This window comes from Bifidobacterium sp. M0404, assembly GCF_016101415.1.
Classification (GTDB): Bacteria; Actinomycetota; Actinomycetes; order Actinomycetales; family Bifidobacteriaceae; genus Bombiscardovia; species Bombiscardovia polysaccharolytica.
On the sequence record NZ_JACFQP010000002.1, the window covers coordinates 520,293 to 537,433 of the forward strand.

Annotated in this window: 13 protein-coding genes; 10 read left to right on the forward strand and 3 right to left on the reverse strand. The window is 58.9% G+C overall.

The features are described 5' to 3' along the window. The first annotated feature begins 105 nt into the window (after positions 1-105). The 3 genes from H3T93_RS06315 to H3T93_RS06325 all read left to right on the forward strand — a co-directional run bounded on the left by H3T93_RS06315 (position 106) and on the right by H3T93_RS06325 (position 3,411). A complete protein-coding gene (locus H3T93_RS06315) occupies positions 106-1,110 on the forward strand; it encodes a sugar kinase (RefSeq protein ID WP_144178432.1) in 1,005 nt (334 codons plus the stop codon). Positions 1,111-1,202: 92 nt separating this feature from the next. Then, positions 1,203-1,868 (forward strand): bifunctional 4-hydroxy-2-oxoglutarate aldolase/2-dehydro-3-deoxy-phosphogluconate aldolase, encoded by a 666-nt coding sequence (gene eda / locus H3T93_RS06320; protein WP_144178434.1) that lies wholly within the window; start codon positions 1,203-1,205, stop codon positions 1,866-1,868. Between the two features lie 97 nt (positions 1,869-1,965). After that, the gene (locus H3T93_RS06325) at positions 1,966-3,411 is read left to right on the forward strand and encodes a tagaturonate reductase (protein ID WP_144178435.1); all 1,446 of its coding nucleotides are present in this window, start codon (positions 1,966-1,968) and stop codon (positions 3,409-3,411) included. Positions 3,412-3,620: 209 nt separating this feature from the next. Here H3T93_RS06325 and H3T93_RS06330 read toward each other — a convergent pair whose 3' ends face one another. Both H3T93_RS06330 and H3T93_RS06335 read right to left on the reverse strand, forming a co-directional pair. Continuing rightward, a complete protein-coding gene (locus H3T93_RS06330; RefSeq protein WP_144178437.1) occupies positions 3,621-4,748 on the reverse strand; it encodes a mannonate dehydratase in 1,128 nt (375 codons plus the stop codon). Positions 4,749-4,821: 73 nt separating this feature from the next. Continuing rightward, a complete protein-coding gene (locus H3T93_RS06335) occupies positions 4,822-6,465 on the reverse strand; it encodes a mannitol dehydrogenase family protein (protein ID WP_144178439.1) in 1,644 nt (547 codons plus the stop codon). Positions 6,466-6,709: 244 nt separating this feature from the next. On the opposite strand from H3T93_RS06335, the gene H3T93_RS06340 reads away from it, so the two are divergent. From H3T93_RS06340 to dapC, 7 genes are all read left to right on the forward strand, one after another. After that, complete coding sequence (locus H3T93_RS06340) at positions 6,710-7,777, forward strand: LacI family DNA-binding transcriptional regulator (protein WP_144178441.1); 1,068 nt, start codon at positions 6,710-6,712, stop codon at positions 7,775-7,777. Continuing rightward, entirely contained in the window at positions 7,774-8,784 is a 1,011-nt protein-coding gene (locus H3T93_RS06345) for a LacI family DNA-binding transcriptional regulator (protein WP_144178443.1), read from the forward strand. Before H3T93_RS06340 ends, H3T93_RS06345 begins: the two co-directional genes overlap by 4 nt. A 139-nt stretch (positions 8,785-8,923) precedes the next feature. Continuing rightward, positions 8,924-10,381: a glucuronate isomerase gene (gene uxaC, locus H3T93_RS06350; protein ID WP_232348703.1), complete on the forward strand. Its 1,458-nt coding sequence runs from the start codon at positions 8,924-8,926 to the stop codon at positions 10,379-10,381. Positions 10,382-10,872: 491 nt separating this feature from the next. Continuing rightward, complete coding sequence (locus H3T93_RS06355; protein ID WP_232348704.1) at positions 10,873-12,489, forward strand: UxaA family hydrolase; 1,617 nt, start codon at positions 10,873-10,875, stop codon at positions 12,487-12,489. 224 nt (positions 12,490-12,713) lie between these two features. Next, on the forward strand, positions 12,714-14,237 hold the full coding sequence (locus H3T93_RS06360) for an amino acid permease (protein WP_046323312.1): 1,524 nt from the start codon (positions 12,714-12,716) through the stop codon (positions 14,235-14,237). A 57-nt stretch (positions 14,238-14,294) separates the two neighbouring features. Then, positions 14,295-14,612, forward strand: coding sequence for a ferredoxin (fdxA, locus tag H3T93_RS06365; protein WP_110425738.1), 318 nt, complete (start codon positions 14,295-14,297; stop codon positions 14,610-14,612). Positions 14,613-14,682: 70 nt separating this feature from the next. After that, on the forward strand, positions 14,683-15,837 hold the full coding sequence (gene dapC, locus H3T93_RS06370; protein WP_144178445.1) for a succinyldiaminopimelate transaminase: 1,155 nt from the start codon (positions 14,683-14,685) through the stop codon (positions 15,835-15,837). Here dapC and dinB read toward each other — a convergent pair. Further along, positions 15,834-17,105 carry a DNA polymerase IV gene (gene dinB / locus H3T93_RS06375; RefSeq protein WP_144178447.1) on the reverse strand — a complete coding sequence of 424 codons (1,272 nt, stop codon included), beginning with the start codon at positions 17,103-17,105 and terminating at the stop codon, positions 15,834-15,836. The genes dapC and dinB overlap by 4 nt on opposite strands. Between the last annotated feature and the right edge of the window lie 36 nt (positions 17,106-17,141).

A 17,141-nucleotide genomic window follows, 5' to 3' on the forward strand; every position in this document is an offset into this window, starting at 1 on the left:
CACATAGCTTGAAAACAGCAATGGACGAATCGGACAGTCACCCGCGTTGATGCGGGTTGAGACAGGCCCGTCGGGTTCATCTGTCCAGGTCATGGAAGGAATGGTATGGCGGTTTCCCACGACATAGCGGTCAGCGGCGTCCGTCCCGGCAAGGTCCTCCTGGTCGGCGAGGGTATGGGGCTCTTCGCGGCAGGCGAGGAGGGACCCTGCAGCGAAGTCGGATCTTTCAGCGCCTCGGTGGCCGGTGCTGAGCTCAATGTGGCAATCGGTCTGGAGCGGTTGGGTCAGCATCCGGTCTATATGACTCGCATAGGCCAGGATCCGATAGGCGAACGGATTCTGTACTTCATGCGGCAGAACAACCTGGACACTTCCTTGGTCGGCAAGGATGCCACTCGTTCCACTGGCTTTATGATGAAGTCCAAGGTAGAGCAGGGAGACCCCAAGACTTACTACTTTCGCAAGGGATCGGCGGCTTCGGCCTTGGGCCCGGCCGATGTCAAGGCCATCGACTGCAGCGGAATCTCGCTGATGCATATGACCGGAATCCTCCCAGCGCTTTCGGAAAGCACACTGGAAGCCAGCAAAGCGCTGGTTGAGCTGTCTCGGGCCAATCAGATTTTCGTTTCCTTTGATCCCAACGAACGTCCGGCTCTTTGGAAGAGCGACAGGCAAATGAAGCAGACGCTCCTGTCCTTGAGCGCCAAGGCTGATCTGGTCCTTCCAGGCATTTCCGAGGGCAGGCATCTATTCGGGCTGGACAATGTCCGCGATATCGGTCAGGCCTTCATTGACAATGGCGCCCGTTATGCGGTGGTCAAGGACGGGCCTGATGGAGCCTACGCGACGGACGGTCACGATGGTGTCTACGTTCCGGGTTTCAAGGTTGATGCGGTGGTGGACACAGTCGGTGCCGGCGACGGTTTCGCAGCCGGTGTCTTGTCGGCCCTGCTTGAAGGCCGACGCATGTCCGAAGCCTTGGAGCGCGGGTGTGCCGTTGGCGCCATGCAGACCCAGGTGGTATCCGACAACGAAGGCTTGCCCGACAAGGCCCAGTTAAATGACTTTATTGCCGGACACCAGCGGGCGGTGGTCAGACAGGTTGGCTGAGCCGATTTATCTGGGCGGCGATCAGAAGCCCTCCATGGACAGGCGATGGATTCGATTCAACAAGTTCAATTCCACAAGAGAAGGAAGCAGGCATGAGCGAGTTTGACAAGACGGACGTACCGGAGGACCGGATCGGATTGATCGATTTGATCAGAACAATCAAAGTGGTCCCGCTGGTGACCCTGCATTCACCCGAGGAAGCGGTTCCTCTGGCCAGGGCCCTGGCTTCCGGTGGAGTGCCCATCGCAGAGGTCACCTTCCGATCGGCTGCCGCCCTGGACGGGATGCGGGCTATTCACGACCAGGTGCCTGAGGTGACCCTGGTGGCAGGAACTGTGCACACGGTCGACCAGGCACGCCAGGCAGTGGAGGCAGGTTGCAAGGGTGTCGTCTCCCCAGCATTCAGCGATGCTGTGGTCGACTGGTGCATGGGCTCCCGGATACCGGTCTTGCCTGGAACGGCGACTCCCAGCGACATTGAGAAAGCCTATGATCTTGGTCTGCGTTTTACCAAGTTCTTCCCAGCCGAGGCTTACGGTGGCGTCAAGACCTTGAAGGCACTCTCCGGCCCCTTTGCCGAGATGAGCTTCCTGCCCACCGGAGGAGTCGGGTTCGGGAACGCCCGTGAATACATCGACCTGCCCAACGTCTTTGCTGTGGGCGGGAGCTTCCCTGTACCGTCCAAGGCCCAGCGCCAAGGCGATTGGAAAGCCGTTGCTGATGCCTGTGCGCAAGCCAGGCAGGTGGTGCAAGGCTGAGTGTGAGTCCCGGGCTGGTCATCGGTCGCCAAGTTCGGTGATCTGGCCGGACCTCCCGTATGGGCGGGATGATGCAAGCGGACGGAAAGGAAGCATCGTGGAAAGACTACAGGAATCAGTGGCTGTGCATCTGGGGCTGACCAGTGCACAGGCAGCTCAACGACCCATCAGGATCATCCAGTTCGGTGAGGGAAATTTCCTCAGAGCATTCGTCGATTGGATAGTCCAGCAGCTCAACAACAAGGGCTTGTTCGGGGGGAACGTTGCAGTTGTCCAGCCCCTTGAAAACGGCAGAGTCCATGTCTTGGAGGACCAGGAGCGGCTCTATACAGTCATTCTGGAAGGCCTCAAGGATGGAAAGCCCGTCCGTAGCCATGAGCTGATTGATTCCATCGGCAAGACAGTCGACCCCTACCGGGACTGGGATGGGTTTCTGGCTCTGGCCGATGATCCTGATACGCAGATCATCATCTCCAATACCACCGAGGCAGGCATTGCCGTCAACGATGGGGATAAGGTTACAGACCAGCCGCCAGCGGGATATCCGGCAAAGTTGGCTCATCTGCTCAAGCGTAGGTTCGACAGGTCCCTGCCAGGCTTCCTGATTATGCCCTGCGAGCTTATCGCCGACAACGGTCCGGCCCTGCATCGTGCTCTGATAAATGTCGCCGAACGGTTTGGATGGGGCAAGGATTTCACCGACTGGCTTGATCGAGAGAACACTTTCGTATCCACTCTCGTGGATCGGATAGTCCCCGGCTACCCGCGTGAAGATGCCCAGGAGCTTTGGGAGATGCTGGGCTACGAGGATCAGAACATGGTCAAGGCCGAACCCTTCCTGCTTTGGGTCGTAGCCGGTGACCAGACCGCCCAAAGCAGGGTTGATGAGCTGCTTCCCGCGCGGAAGGCCGGAATCGACCTGGTGACCTGCGATGCTGTACAGCCCTACCGTGAGCGCAAGGTTTATCTGCTCAACGGTCCTCATACCACCATGGCCCAGGTGGCTCGGCTGGCCGGATTCAAGACCGTAGGACAGGTCATGGGCGATAAGACCATGCGCTCTTTCATCACCCGCGAGATGGAGGAGGAGATCATTCCCGTCCAGACCCTGCCCAAGGAGGAGCTGGAGAACTTTGCTGCTGCGGTTCGCGAGCGGTTCGACAACCCCTTTGTCCAGCATTCTTTGGACTCCATAGGGTTGAACTCGGTCTCCAAATTCGTCTCACGCCTTCTCCCGCTGGTCACGGCAAACGTAGAGCAGGGACGCGGGCTTCCGGAACGCATCATCCTGGCGCTGTCCTGCCTCTTGTGGATTTACGGCGGCAAGGCCGGTGATGCAGTGAAGATTCAGGATGATCAAAAGGTCATCGATGCCTTCCACAAGGCTGCTGGTCAGGATGACTTTGTCAATCGGATTCTTTCCGATGCTTCCATTTGGGGCCATGACCTGACCAGGATTGCTGGACTAGTGGAAGCTGTCCAGAAGGACTTGGACGATTTGGCCGACCAGGGTGTCCAGCCCCTGATTGACCGATTGGCGTGAGCCAACAGTGCAAACGAGGGGTCAGTTGCTTCGGGGCAATTTGACTCTCGCATTTGCAAGTATGTCGGCTTTCCCAGGTTGAAGGAGACTTCCCACAGGGCGTGGTCCTGACGGGAACACTGAATAAGTGTCTGATGTCAGATCGGGTTTGCGATTGACCCAGACCGGCATCAGACGCTTTCTTATTGTTCAGGGTTTTTTCTGCTTTATCAACGGTTGTAGCGGTAAGCGTCCCAGACTCCAAGCAGATACTGGATGCCCATGGCGCGGTCATAAAGGCCGTAGCCTGGCCGCGGTCTGCCGGCTTCCGTGTTCTCGCTCCATAGATGCCGTCCGTGGTCGGGGCGGATGTAGCCCTGGTAGTCGGCCTCGGCGTAGGCCTTCATGATGCCGACGGTGTCCACGTTCCCCTCGCTTGCACGGTGACCCACCTCATAGAACGAGCCCTGCTCGTCGGTGAATCGGATGTTGCGCACGTGGCTGAAGTAGATCCTGTCCATGAAGGTCTTGACTGCATCCACGGCGTCGTTGCCTCTTCTGGATGAGAAGGATCCCAGACACAGGCACAGTCCGTTGCAGGGGCTGGGGTTCAGGTCCAGCACTCGTTGGATCCCCTCCTTGCTGGAGACCACGCGCGGCCAGCCGAACAGGTCGAATGCAGGGTCGTCGGGGTGGACGGCCAGCTTGACCCCGTAGCGCTCGCAGGTGGGGATCACGGCATCCAGGAAGTACTTGTAGTTGGCGTACATCTGCTCGTGGTCCATTCCCTGATAGGCCTCCATCAGTTCAGGCAGGTGGGCAAGCCTTTCTGGTTCCCAGCCGGGCACAGTCAGTGATCCGGCCCCCTTCAGGGTTTCGTCGATGATGCCCTGTGGGCTGAGCTGGTCCACCTGGTGCTGGTTGTAGTAGAGGGCGGTGGACCCGTCTGGGCAAGGGTGGAACATCTCCGTGCGCAGCCAGTCGAAGACCGGCATGAAGTTGTACGTGACGACTTTGACCCCGGCCTTGCCCAGGTTGGCTACGGTCTCGATGTAGGCGTCAATGGCCTGGTCCCGGCTGATTCCGAGGACCGTCGAACCGGTCTTGATGGACTCGTGAACGTTGACGGACTCAACCACGTCAGCGTTGAAGGTCTTGGTTATGCCTGCCGCCCGATCCCTGGCAGACAACTCGGTGATTGTGGCCATGGCCTCTTCGATTTCGTCCGGCTGCCAGACCTCGCCGGCCTGTTTATGGTGCAGGGACCAGACAATGGTCTCCACCCCCGGAATCTGACGAATATCGTCCAGGCTGATGGTGTCGTTGCCCTGGCCATACCAGCGGAATCCCATGTGCATGATGTTTTCTCCTTACATCCGGATCGGGCGGACCCGGTATTGTGTGCCTTGTTCAGTCAGTAGGCTGCCGATGTCACCAGGCGCTTGCAGCCTTGTGAAGGGTGCTCGCTACAGCACCGTTGCCCCGGCACATGGCGGTCAGGAAGGTCTCGATTTTGTCGGCCAGCGGGGTGGCGTTCAGATCGGTTCCGAAGATGGATGTGTCGGCCAGGATGGACTTGATCGTGGTCGCCAGAGTCTCCTTCTTGGCTGACCCGTTGAGTGGGATGTCGACCAGAATTCTTTGAAGCTCCTCCAGGCGCGGGTCTGGGCTCAGCTTGACCGGCCGTCCGGCATCGTCGATTCCATTGCCATCCGAACCGATCAGCAGCCGCAGCCAGGCGGCGATGATCAGCGGGATGGCTTCCAGATCGGCTGTGTCAAGGTCCTTGGCTCGGATGTACTTGCTGATGGTGATTCCGTATCTGACCGGAATCTTCTGGGAGGTGTCGGCGCAGATGCGCGCCGGCGTATCGGGCAGGCCAGGATTGGGAACCCTGATCTCAATGACTTGGCGGAGGAACTCCTTGGGGGAGAAGATACCCGGGTCCTCGACCACAGGCAGTCCTTCCACATACCCCAGACGGGTGACCAAGGCCTTGAGGTCCGGGTCTGCGATGGTCTTTGACATGGTCGGATATCCCAGGAGCATCCCGAAGACGGCCAGGGCCGTGTGCAAGGGGTTCAGGCAGGTGGTGACCTTCATCTGGTCGGCGGCGTTGACCGTGTCCTTGTCAGCCATGTAGACCCCTGCTTTCTCCAGAGGCGGGCGGCCTGCAGGGAAGTCGTCCTCAACCACCCAATACCAGGTTTCCTCAGTGTTGGCATATGGGGCCATAGCGGTTCCGCCCCTGGTCCGGAAAGGTTCCGCATCGGCGATGCCCAGGGCCTTGAGGCGGCGCCCCACCTCCTTGTCAGGGTTGGGAGTGATTCTGTCGATCATGGTCAGCGGGAAGGTGATCTTGTTCCTGTCTCTGAGGTAGTCGCCGAAGCCTTTTTCGATCAGACCCCTCCCTATCCACTCGTCAGCCATCTGCCTGACGGCTTGGCCGAACCGCTCCCCGTTTCGTGAGAAGTTGTCGGTGCTGACCAGGGCCAGGGGAAGAGCACCGGCCTGGAAGCGCTCCAGCAGGAGGGCCGTGATGACTGCGATGGCGCTCTTGGCTTTATCAGGTCCACCCTCGAATTCCGGAGCGATCCATGGCAGCGGCTGGCCTTGGGAGTCGACCAGGGCATAGCCTTTTTCGGTGATGGTCGTGGTGACCATCTGCAGGCTGGGATTGCGGAAGACCAGCCTCAGATCATGCAAGGGCTTCGGATGCTCGCCCAGCGGGTAGGCGCCCGCAACGGAGGCGATCAACGATGTTTTCATGGATCCGTCCGCTCTCAGGATGACCTGAAGATAGCGGTCGTCGAAGGGGGTGTAGGCCTGATCGACGATGGCGGGGTCGAAGGATTCGGCCACCAATATGCCTCGGTCGGTGGCGCCTGACTCCAGAAGTTGTTGGGCAATGGGGGCGTGGACTGCCCTGAAGAGATTGCCGGCCCCAAAGTGGATCCAGGCAGGCGAGCGCTTGGTGGCCTGGCGCATGGCTTCGATGTCGTAGGTTGGCAGGGTCACGCCGGCCTTCTGCCAGGCTGTGGACTCATTATGTATATCGTCACTAAGGTGAAGCATCAGTGCCTTCCTTTATCAAAAAAACATATCGCGGAGACCAGGCGTAAACGCTTGCCCATCCTGCTTCCGAACCTATCAAGTTGGTGCCTGTCTGCTTTCGTAGTTGCAGTTTGTTTCTCATCAGACTGCTGTCGGCTGCTACAGGACTGGGAAGTCACTTATACTTGGAAGCCAGAAGTGCTCGGCGCCGTCGACGTGTATTTCATGCGATATGGGGCAGACGAAGGAAGGCTGATACGAATAGATGAAGACCGGAGCAGATTCGGGTGGCGATGCCTCCACGGACAACCGCCATATCACCATATATGATGTGGCTCGTCAGGCCGGGGTGTCCCCCTCAACGGTCTCGCGTACCTTCTCGCGCCCGGATCGGGTCAGTATTTCTACGGCTCGAATGGTTCAGAAGGTCGCTGATGAACTGGGCTATCACAGCGATATCGTCGACAGCCGGTCAGGCTCGCAGGGCAGGGGGCTGGTTGCGGTCATTGTGCCCGACCTGGGCAATCAGTTTTTCACCGGTGTTATTCGCAACATCCAGGACGAGTGCGAACGCTTGCGCTTTGAAACCCTGATTCTTGATACCCGGGAGTCTATCACCAGGGAGCGCAGGATCGTCGATACGGTCGCTCCCGTGGTCTCGGGAATCATCCTGGTCTCCCCGAGGATGCCCGATGCCATGATCCGCAAGTGCGCCCAGCTGCGTCCTTTGGTCAGCGTCAACCGTGACGTTCGTGGTGTATCCAGCATCAGCATCGACGTGGCCAAGGGGGCCTGTCAAGCGGTCGATTACCTATACTCATTGGGTTATCGGAGTCTCACTTATTTGGATGGTCCGGCGGCCTCATGGTCAGGAGGCATCCGGTGGCGGCATATCTTCAATGAATGCGACGCCAAGGGGATGAGCGTCAAGCGTTCGCTGCCTTGCGCTCCTACCTTTTACGGAGGCTATTCCTTCGCAGAGAAGTATATGGACGACCCTACAGGAGCGGTCATCGCCCATAATGATCTGATGGCAATCGGCCTGATCGCGGCCCTCAGACGGCTTGGTTGCGAGTGCCCTCGTGATATCTCTGTCATCGGGTTCGACAACGACACCATGTCCATGGTGAGCAGTCCGCCTCTGACCACCATTCATATGTCCCTTTCAGTCCTCGGGCGGGGGGCTGCCGACCTTCTTATGCAGCGTCTTTCCGGAGCCAACCTGTCTGTAGCCCCGACGGTTCCGGCCCGTCTGGTCATCAGGCAGAGCACGGGTGCAAGGTCGAGCAAGCCTGTGGATCGAAACAGGGCAGCGAAGGAATCTCGGTCATGAGCGGTCATAACCGTTCCAGGCGTGTGACGATCAGAGAGGTGGCTGACAAGGCCGGCGTCTCGCCCTCCACGGTATCAAGGGCATTCGCTCGGCCTGATAGGGTCAGTGCGGCCACAACCAAGCGGATAGTCGCTGCAGCCGACGCACTGGGGTACTATACGGAGCCGGTCGATACGGTTCCGTCCAGAACGCTCCGGGGCATGATCGCCATCATCGTTCCGGACATCGCCAACCAGTTCTTCTCTGACATCATCCGTTCTGTACAGCACGAGTTCAACCTGGCAGGATTTGCCCTTATCGTCGCTGAATCCGAGGAAAGCGCCAGCAGAGAGCGTGAGGCCTTCAACAAGGTCGCCGCCTATGTGGACGGGGTGATTCTGACTTCCTCGAGAATGCCTGATGCCATGATCCGCAAGTGCGCCCAGACCAGGCCCATCGTCGTGGTTAACCGGACCGTGCGTGGGGTGCCCAGTGTGGCCATCGATATTGGCACTGGTATCCGTCAGGCCGCAGAGCTACTGGTTTCCATGGGCTTTTCTCGAGTGACCTATCTGGATGGTCCTTCTTCGTCATGGTCGGTGGGAGTCAGGTGGAATCACACCTGCGAAGAGTTTCGCAAGCGTGGGGTGACTGTTCGACGAATTTGGCCGGGTCTTCCCACCTTCGTCGGCGGGTATGCCCTGGCCAAGCAGTACCTGAATGATCCTACAGGCGCCGTCATTGCCCACAATGACCTGATGGCCTTGGTTTTCATGGCAGCTATGCGTCGTCAGGGGATTCGCTGTCCGGAAGACTATGTGATCATCGGATTCGACAATGACACTATGGCGCAGGTCAGTGATCCGCCATTGTCCAGCGTGGGTAACACCCCGCCGAAACTGGGTAAGACAGCGGCCGGCATTCTTCTGGATCGGCTGAATGGCCGAACCAATCTGGCGCAGAGCATCATGATTCCCTCTCGCCTGATCGTCCGGGAAAGCACGGGTGATGCTACGTCAGGTTCCTGATCAGGGAAGGTTTCGACAAATCATGGCAACATCGAGACCGTCTCTTTTCAGGCGCGCATAGGCTGACTCATGGTATATGTGAGTTCCGATCGTGTGACTGTTTCGCCTGTCCGTTGGTCTGTACAGGGGAATTTTGGGCATGGCGGAAATTCGAATGCCGGACTTGCTGTTTTCGACTAAGGAGTTTGTAGTGGCTTTCCTGGATGATGATTTTCTTCTCGGGACGCAATTGTCTCGGGAGTTGTTCCATGAGGTGGCCGAGAATCTTCCTCTGGTGGATTATCACTGCCATTTGCACGCCAAGGAGATCTATGAGGATCCCAACTTCGATAATATTGTCGATGCTTGGCTGACGGATGGTCACAATTATGGAGACCATTATAAGTGGCGGCTGGAGAGGGCCAATGGCATTCCGGAACGGTTGATCACCGGAGACGGGGACCCTTGGGACAAATTTATGGCTTATGCCCGGACCATGGAACAGGCTGTGGGTAGCCCAGTCTATCTGTGGACGCACATGGAGCTGCAGAGGTACTTCGGCATCCGCGAACCCCTGACCACCAAGACCGCCAAGTCCATCTTTGATCAGACGAATGAACAGCTGGCCACCCCGGACTTCTCGCGAAGAGCACTTCTGCGTCGCATGAACGTCAAGATCGTCTGCACCACGGATTCCCCTGAGGACAATCTGGAGTATCACGATCAATTCGCCAAGGAGGGGGAGTCCTTTAGGATGGTTCCCGCCTTCCGTCCGGATGCGGCCCTGAATCCGACCGCCGAAGGGTATGGCGATTGGATCGGCACAATGGAGTCGGTCTGTGGCAAGCCGATCAATGACTTCAGCGGACTGGTCGACGCTCTGCGTGATCGGGTGGAGTACTTCCACCAGCATGGTTCCAGACTCTCCGACCACGCTGTCGATGTGGTGGAGTTCGCTCCGGCGACTGCTGAGAATCTGGATGCCATTTTCAGCAAGGCCAGGGCCGGGCTAGACCTGGACAGGCAGGAACAGGCCCAATATCGTGCGGCTCTCCTTCTTGAGTTGATGCGAATCTACAAGGATAAGGGCTGGACCATGCAGCTGCACCTTCAGGCCAGCCGCAACAACAACTCGACGGCTTTCCAGAAGCTTGGAGCCGACACGGGTTACGATTCGATGGCCGACAATTCGGTTGCCGCCCCCCTTGCCGCACTCCTTGACCAGGCGCAGAGTTCGAACATTTTGCCCAGAACCATCGTCTATTCCCTCAATCCCAACGACTATATGGCCATAGCCACTGATTTAGGCTGCTTCGGAGGCGATGATCGGGGCCAGCTTCAGTTGGGCAATGCCTGGTGGTTCAACGACACCGTTACCGGGATGCGTCGGCAACTCGAAGTTTTGGCTGAAACCTCGCTCCTGGGCAATGCGGTAGGAATGACCACGGACTCCCGCAGCTTCCTGTCCTTCCCCAGGCATGAGCTCTTCCGCAGAGTGCTTTGCGGGCTCTTGGGCGACTGGGCCGCCCAGGGCGTCATACCTGATGACAAGGAGTATCTGGCTCCTCTGGTCCGTGCGGTCTCCTATGAGAACGCCCTGGCCCTTTTTGAGAGCTAAGGCCCAAGTAGTCGGCAGGGTTGACTTGCGCTATACGATTGTGCAGCGGACAGGTCGATCCGCAGACAACAAGGGTGTCGGGCAAGATGGCTCTCGGATCCACGGTTTGGCCTGACTCTGTCTTGCCTACGCCATCACCGGCCACGCCGATCACTGTGGATGTTCAGGGTTCCACTGAGCAAGGCGTTACGCTGGACGAGACTCTGGTGCTTTATGTGTAGAGCGCGGATGGGGCCAAGTTCTCCTTCAAGGTCAAGGATCAGCCTCAGCATGGTCTGCTTACCATTCGTGAGGACGGCGCCTTCTGGCTTCTGTTGCAGGAATCCTCATGGGGCTGGCGTTCTTCATTGGGATAAACCAGCATCCCAAATCGGAACGCTAGTCAAATATGGCCCCGGCCTCGCCTCAAAGGAGGGGACCCGGGGTCTTTTTCTGCGCAAAGGTTGGCAACAAAGTGATTGGTATCCTAGAGGGCTCGTTAGCTTAAAAGTATGAGTGACGCAAAGCGGCATTGCATGATTCCAGAAGGCGGCTCCACAGGATTCGTCTCCACCTGTGGCAACGGTAAAGCCGCTGGTTTGAAGCATGACTATATCAACGATATACCGGCGCGGACCGGCCAGGATACGATTCTGCTTAATCCTACAGATATGGTGGCTGTCGCTGCCAGGAATCTGGAGCCCGGCGAAAGTGTCGTGGTAGAGGGTCGTGGCGAGGTGACGGTGCTTGACCAAATTCCCCGTGGACACAAACTTGCGCTTCAGGACATTTCCAAGGGTGAGGACGTCATCAAGTATGGCTATGCCATCGGCCATGCCAGGGAGGCTATCACTACAGGACAATGGGTCCACACGCACAATCTGGCCACCAACCTGGGCGCCGACCTGAGCTACCGTTATCAGCCGGTTACCGACACGGTCAAGCCGGGCAGTCCGACCGGGACTTTCCAAGGATATAGGCGCGCGACAGGCAAGGTAGGCATCCGCAACGACCTTTATATCGTCCCAACCGTAGGCTGCATCAACAGTCTGTGTAACGCCATGGCACGGTCTTTTTCAGCCCGCCATCCCGGTAACGGATCTTTTGACTCGGTGATCGTGGCGCGTCATCCTTATGGATGCTCCCAACTCGGCGGCGATCTGGTCTACACCAGGCGTTGTCTTCAGGACATTGCCACCCATCCCAACGCTGGGGGTGTGCTCCTCGTTGGTCTTGGGTGTGAAAACAATCAGATGGAGGACATGCTGAGCACCCTGGACGAGTACGACACGAACCGGGTTCGTTGGATCATATGCCAGGAGGTGGAGGACGAGCTGGACGAGGCCGATGCCCTCCTGGACCAGATTAACGAGGCGGCCAAAGGCGATCACCGCGAAGAGGTGCCCCTGTCCGAACTCAAGGTCAGCGTCAAGTGCGGCGGGTCCGATGGAATGTCAGGCATCACGGCCAACCCGCTGGTCGGTCGGTTCGCTGAATGGGTGGTTACTCAGGGTGGTTCCGTGGTCCTGGCCGAGGTCCCTGAAATGTTCGGGGCCGAGCAGGTCCTGATGAGCCAGGCACGCGACGAGCAGGTCTTCCAAGATGTCGTCGATCTTATCAACAATTTCAAGGGGTTCTTCCGCAAGTACGGCGAAGTCATATCCGACAACCCCTCTCCAGGCAACAAGAAGGGCGGAATCACGACTTTGGAGGACAAATCCTTGGGTTGCATCCGCAAAGGCGGTCGTTGCGAGGTCGAGGACGTGCTCAACTATGGTGACCATATTTCCAGGCCCGGGCTCTCTCTGCTGCAGACGCCAGGCAACGACCTTGTCTCCAGCACGGGAATGGCCGCAGCCGGAGCGCAAGTGGTCCTCTTCACTACTGGCCGGGGCACTCCCTTCGGAACTTTCGTGCCTACTGTGAAAGTAGCTACCAACACGCCTCTGGCCACCAAGAAGCATCGTTGGATTGATTTCGACGCCGGTCGTCTTCTGGATGAGCCCGGAGATCAGGTTTTCAACGATTTTCGTAGGAAAGTCCTTGCAGTGGTCAACGGTGAGCAGACCTGCAATGAGCGCAACGGCATGCAGGACATTGCCATATTCAAGGATGGCCCGACTGAATAAAGTACGGGCTGCACCCAGTGGGCATCCTGGTCGGAACGGCTGGGGCGCTTTGTTGTCTAGTTGTCTATTGGCGGATTGCTGCGCCTTGATCGAGTTGCCGATTCCGGAAGGCTTGCCAGCGGGTAATATCCCGAAATGAGCAAAGTCCGGAGTTGTGTGCCCCTATCTCCTATAGTGATGGACCTGAGGAGTTTGCGTCACAATAAGTCACGATTGGGAGCAGGATGGAATTATTCAGAAAGAAATCCGTTGAACAGACCCTGGCGGAGACCGGGGAGGAGGGCAGGTCGCTCAAGCGAACGCTGACCACCTGGGACCTGGCCATTATGGCAGTCGCAGTGGCCGTGGGCGCTGGCATCTTCTCGGTGGGGGCCCAGGCGGCGGCCTTCCATGCGGGGCCGGCCGTCATCATCTCCTTCGTCATCGCAGGCATAGTCTGCGCAGCAGCCGTCATGTGCTACGCGGAGTTCGCCTCCATGATCCCGGTTTCAGGCTCGGCCTACACCTTCACCTACAACACCATAGGCGAACTGGTGGCTTGGATCATCGGCTGGGACCTGATTCTGGAGATGCTCATGGCCGCCTCAGTCATCTCCAAGTACTGGGGCGTCTACCTGAATGACTTCATCCATCTGATGGGCGGCACCTCATTCAGCTCCAGCTTCCATCTGGGCGGCCTGGATGTGGACCTGGCCCCGCTGGCGGTCGTCACCCTCTTCACGGTTCTTCTGGTTCTGGGTACCAAGCTCTCGGCCCGGTTCGACGGCGCCTTGACTGTCCTCAAGATTGGTATCGTGGTCTTCGTCATTGTGGTGGGCTTCTTCTACGTCAAGTTGGACAACTATCGACCTTTCATCCCGCCTTCCGAGCCCGCTTCGGCCGTTCCGGGGGCCAGCGTGCCAGGAATCATGGGCCAGCCGCTCTGGCAGTGGGTTTCCGGCATGCAGCCCACCATCTACGGTGTCCCCGGCATCCTCTCAGGCGCAGCCCTGGTCTTCTTCGCCTTCGTGGGCTTCGATATCGTCGCCACAACCTCCGAGGAGGCCAAGGAGCCCCACAAGACCATTCCCCGCGGAATCGGTCTGGGCATGTTGATCGTCATCACCCTGTACATCCTGGTAGCCATCGTCACCACCGGCATGGTCTCCTACAAGGATCTGGCCAAGGCCAAGAACCCCTCCCTGGCAACCGGCTTTGAGATGGTAGGCGCTCCTTGGGCCGCCAAGATCATCTCCTTCGGCATCGTGGTGGGGCTGACCACTGTGGTTATGGTGCTCCTGCTAGGGCTGACCCGAATCGTCTTCGCCATGAGCCGTGACGGGCTTCTTCCCCGTGCTCTGTCGCGCACCGGTCGTCATGGCACACCTGCCCGCATCCAGATCCTGGGCGGTATCGTGGTGGCCGTCGTGGCCTCCTGTTTCCCCATAGATGTCTTGTCCGACATGGTCAACATCGGCACACTCTCGGCCTTCCTGCTGGTGGCCATTTCCCTGCCCATCATGCGCAAGCGCCGGCCCGACCTGCCCCGATCCTTCAAGATGCCCGGCAACCCCTGGGTCCCCATTCTGATTGCTCTGGCCTGTCTCTGGCTCATGCTCAACCTGACCGTACTGACCTGGATCCGGTTCGTGGTCTGGTTGGCTGCGGGTCTGGCTATCTACTTCGGCTATTCCTACCGGCACTCCCTGCTTGGCCGTCATCAGCTCAGCGGGAAGATATCCGAGGCCACCCAGGCCGGTCTGGACTGACCTGGAGCGTCGGCGCTGGAGTGTAGAGTGAGTACTCGCATACTCAGGAGGTAACCCATGACCTACGTCATCGCTCAGCCCTGCGTGGACGTCAAGGACAAGGCCTGCGTGGACGAGTGCCCGGTGGACTGCATCTACGAGGGCGTTCGTTCGCTCTACATCAACCCCAACGAGTGCGTGGACTGCGGCGCCTGCGAGCCGGTCTGCCCGGTGGAGGCCATTTTCTACGAGGACGACCTGCCCGATGAGTGGACTTGGTATAAGGACGCAGCGACTGATTTCTTCGCCCAGGTGGGAGATGCCGGTGGTGCTGCCGCGGTCGGCCCCTATGATCACGATCCGGAGGGTGTTGCAGCCCTGCCACCCAACAAATAGTCGATTAAGGCTGACGAGCCGCGGAAGGGAGCCATCCCACCGCGGCTTATTTATAGGAGAAAGGCAGACCATGGGTTTTCACTCGTTCGAATCCCCCTACGACTGGTCAAGGATTGACACTTACCGGCGGCGTGCTGAGCAATGCCCTGGCGGTCTGGTCGACCTCTCGGTGGGTTCGCCGGTGGATCCAGTGCCCAGGTCGGTCAAGGAGGCCTTGGCTGAGGCTGCAGATGATGGCCAGGCGCGAGGATATCCCAAAACCGCCGGTGATGATTCCCTGCGGCAGGCCGTGGCCGACTGGTTCCGTCGTCGCCGTGGGGTCGATCTTGATGCCGTGGGCGCGGACCTGGTGCCCACGGTCGGGTCCAAGGAAGCGGTGGCACTCATGGCCTCACTCTTGCATCTGGGACCGGGGGACCGGGTGGTGCAGCCGAAGGTATCCTATCCCACCTATGCCATCGGAACCCAGCTGGCTGGAGCCCAGGTGACAACCGTGGATGATCCGGCTAATACGGATTCATGGGTGGATTTGCCTGGCGTGCGAGCAGTATGGATCAATTCGCCAGGCAACCCCAGTGGGCAGGTCATAGACCGAGCCGGGTTGTCCAAGATTGTAAGGGCGGCTCGCTCGATTGGTGCCACGGTCCTGAGCGACGAGTGCTATGCCATGCTGGATTGGTCAGGAACTACCCAAGTCGGGCAGAATGCGCCGATCCCGGCCTCACCCTGCATCCTGGAACCTGAAGTCTGTGGCGGCGATGCCAGCGGCATACTCTGTCTGTATTCGATGAGCAAGCAGTCCAACATGGCCGGGTACAGGGCGGCCCTCGTGGCCGGCGATGCTCGTTTGGTGAAGGCCATGACCGCCTACCGCAAGCAGGTGGGACTGATTGTGCCAGGTCCGGTACAGCGGGCCATGCGAGCCGCTCTGGAGGACGGAGAAGCTGTGATGGCCCAGCGAGAGATCTACGCCCGTCGTCTTCGGGCCTTGGCTCAAGCTCTGACGGCTTACGGATACGATGCCGTCATGCCACAGGGTGGACTTTATATCTGGGCGCAAGCCCGTTCGGGCGATTGCTGGGCAGATATGGCCGACCTGGCCCGTATGGGGATTCTGGCCAGTCCTGGGGAGTTCTACGGGGATAGTCACCGTTTGCGATTCTCATCCACCATATCCGACGACCAGTTGGAGCTGGCCCTGGAGCGTTTGCATACAGGCGCTTAGAGACCCATGCTGACTGAACCCTTGCCGTAGCGGTTCCTGATGGAGTCCATGGTGGCCTCTGCCTGATCCAGGCGCTGGGACTCGCTGCCGGTGTGACGTTTGCTCTCGCGCATGATGTCGTCCAAGGATGGCTGGATAGGGGTATCTTCCACCCGGCTCAGACCGGATGCGCTGACACCGGCTAGGCGGATCAACCTGGGCAGGGAGGTGTCCATGGGAACACCCTCAGGCAGCCCCAGCATGGCCTTAAGCAGTCCGACCGCCTGCGGATAGATGCGATTGGCTGAGTTGACCGGTGTCTCCAGGGTATGGGCCTTGGTCATATAGCGCAGGTCATCAAAGCGCAGTTTGACGGTGATGGTCCGAGCGATTAGGTCATGCGCTCGCAGTCCGGTGGCCACCTCGTCGCTGCAGGTGCGCAGGAGGTCGCAGACCTGCTTCATGCTGGTGGTGTCGTGCAGGAAGGTGCGTTCCGCGCCCAGGGATTTCTCAGGTGCTCGTGGCTTGACCGGATCGTCGTCCAGGCCGTGGGAGGCCTGTGCCAGCATCCGTGCTGTGACGGTCGAACCTGTGGCCCGAGCCAGATCCCGCTCGCTCATGGTGGCCAAGTCGGCCACATCTTTGATGGCCCAGGCGTTGAGCCGCTTTTCCAGGGCCGGTCCGATGCCGGGGATCCCGCGCAGGGGCATCAGCTGGACGAACTCGGCCTGCCGGGCCTTGGGAATCAGCAGCATGCCGTCAGGCTTGGCATTGGTGGAGGCCATCTTGGCTACCAGCTTGTTGGTGGCGATGCCCACCGAGCAGGTCACGTGGAATTGGCGCGCCACGCTGGCTCGAATCCACCGGGCTATGGCTGTGGGCATGCCCCAGCGCATGAGCGCCCCGGACACGTCCATATAGCATTCGTCTACGGAGACCTGCTCGATCTGATCGGTGATTTGTGAGAAAATCGTATCAAATATCCGTCGTGAAATGCCCCGGTAATAGGTCATGTCGACCGGGAGGAAGACCCCTTGAGGGCACAGTCGCTTGGCGCGTGCCAGGGGCATGGCCGAGTTGATGCCAAAGGCTCTGGCCTCATAGCTGGCCGCCGACACCACCGAACGCTGCCCGGTGCCGATAATGACCGGCCTTCCCTGCAATTGCGGGTGTCGTGCAACCTCACAAGAGGCGTAGAAAGCATCCATGTCAATGTGCAACACCGTGCAGCCGGTTTCGTCATGTCCCCAGTCCTTCTTGGCGGCTGCAAGCCTTGGTGCGGTACTCATGACTCCATGATATAAGGGGCCCCCAGAGGAACATGC

Excerpts from the sequence above, each read along its gene's own strand:
- H3T93_RS06315 (WP_144178432.1), top strand. The coding sequence starts at position 106 with ATGGCGGTTTCCCACGACATAGCGGTCAGCGGCGTCCGTCCCGGCAAG.
- eda (WP_144178434.1), top strand. The coding sequence starts at position 1,203 with ATGAGCGAGTTTGACAAGACGGACGTACCGGAGGACCGGATCGGATTG.
- H3T93_RS06330 (WP_144178437.1), bottom strand. The coding sequence starts at position 4,748 with ATGCACATGGGATTCCGCTGGTATGGCCAGGGCAACGACACCATCAGC.
- H3T93_RS06335 (WP_144178439.1), bottom strand. The coding sequence starts at position 6,465 with ATGCTTCACCTTAGTGACGATATACATAATGAGTCCACAGCCTGGCAG.
- H3T93_RS06340 (WP_144178441.1), top strand. The coding sequence starts at position 6,710 with ATGAAGACCGGAGCAGATTCGGGTGGCGATGCCTCCACGGACAACCGC.
- H3T93_RS06345 (WP_144178443.1), top strand. The coding sequence starts at position 7,774 with ATGAGCGGTCATAACCGTTCCAGGCGTGTGACGATCAGAGAGGTGGCT.
- uxaC (WP_232348703.1), top strand. The coding sequence starts at position 8,924 with ATGGCGGAAATTCGAATGCCGGACTTGCTGTTTTCGACTAAGGAGTTT.
- H3T93_RS06355 (WP_232348704.1), top strand. The coding sequence starts at position 10,873 with ATGAGTGACGCAAAGCGGCATTGCATGATTCCAGAAGGCGGCTCCACA.
- H3T93_RS06360 (WP_046323312.1), top strand. The coding sequence starts at position 12,714 with ATGGAATTATTCAGAAAGAAATCCGTTGAACAGACCCTGGCGGAGACC.
- fdxA (WP_110425738.1), top strand. The coding sequence starts at position 14,295 with ATGACCTACGTCATCGCTCAGCCCTGCGTGGACGTCAAGGACAAGGCC.
- dapC (WP_144178445.1), top strand. The coding sequence starts at position 14,683 with ATGGGTTTTCACTCGTTCGAATCCCCCTACGACTGGTCAAGGATTGAC.
- dinB (WP_144178447.1), bottom strand. The coding sequence starts at position 17,105 with ATGAGTACCGCACCAAGGCTTGCAGCCGCCAAGAAGGACTGGGGACAT.